Here is a 1,084-nt window from a genome sequence, read left to right on the forward strand (position 1 = left end):
GCCGTTAACGTTTTCAGCCAGAGCATTGTCATAAGAATCCCCGACAGTTCCGGTGGAAGCTGTAATGCCGTGCTGGGTAAGTCGCTCGTTGTAGACCACGCTGACGTACTGCGATCCGTGATCCGAATGATGAATGAGACCTGTTGTTTCCCTCGCGCTCACAATCGCTTGGTTGAGAGCTTGCAGCGGCAAAGCTTCGGTCCGCATCGAATCTGACAGCGCCCACCCGACGATCCGCCGGGAGTAGACGTCGGTGACAAACGCGGTGTAGACGAATCCTTTTCGTGTCCGTACATAGGTAATGTCGGCCACCCACAGCTTGTTCGGGCCCCGGGCTTTGAATTCACGCTCGACCAAGTCCGGGCGCAAATCAGGCACGTGAGCTTTTCGGGTTGTAATTGGTGATCCGCCTTTGCCTTTGCCAGAAACGCCAGCCAGGCGCATCAGTCGGGCGGTTTGTTCACGACCGATATCGATTCCGTCACGGCGAAGCGCATGCCACATTTTCCGCACACCGTAGACACCATAATTATCTCTATGAACAGCACTAATGCGTTCAACCAGAACAGTATCACGAAGGCGACGAGCACTTAACCCACGGGCTTTGGACTGGCGATAACCACGCGAGGTGATAAACCCACCAGCCCGGCTATTTTTCAACGTCTTACAGATGAACTCGACAGAGAAATAATTCCGGTATTTATCGATGAACCGGATCATTTCCGACGTTTTGGGTCGAGTTCCGACGCGAAAAAAGCTGACGCGGCCTTCAACAACTCATTAGTGTCGCGGAGCTCTTGATTTTCACGGCGTAGCCTCGCGTTTTCGGCGGCCAAATCTTCAGGTACAGGTTCTGGGGTGTTTCCTGCACGGCGGGCCTGTTGAGTCCATTGACGAGCCGTGTGCCATGAAACCCCCAGCTTTGGAGCTACTGCCTGGCACGCGGCCTGCATCGACATATTTTCCGCCAAGATGCGATCTTCCACGAGACGGACCACACGGTCCTTTGCATCCTGGTCAAATTTTCTTGGCATGTTCCAGATTTTCCCATCTACTCAAACGGAACAAAACCTGGGACACTTCA

Annotated in this window: 1 protein-coding gene and 1 pseudogene; both read right to left on the reverse strand. The window is 53.6% G+C overall.

Translation table 11 applies throughout. The annotated features are described in order from the left end of the window. The coding region (locus tag QP970_RS11570) for an IS3 family transposase (RefSeq protein WP_284869966.1) at window positions 1–720 on the reverse strand (720 nt) is incomplete at its 3' end. Further along, a pseudogene (locus QP970_RS11575) lies at window positions 717–1,059 on the reverse strand (transposase). The gene QP970_RS11570 and the pseudogene QP970_RS11575, both read right to left, overlap by 4 nt. Window positions 1,060–1,084 lie beyond the last annotated feature (25 nt).

Origin of the sequence: Corynebacterium sp. MSK073 (genome assembly GCF_030232085.1) — a bacterium.
In the GTDB taxonomy this organism is placed as follows: Bacteria; Actinomycetota; Actinomycetes; order Mycobacteriales; family Mycobacteriaceae; genus Corynebacterium.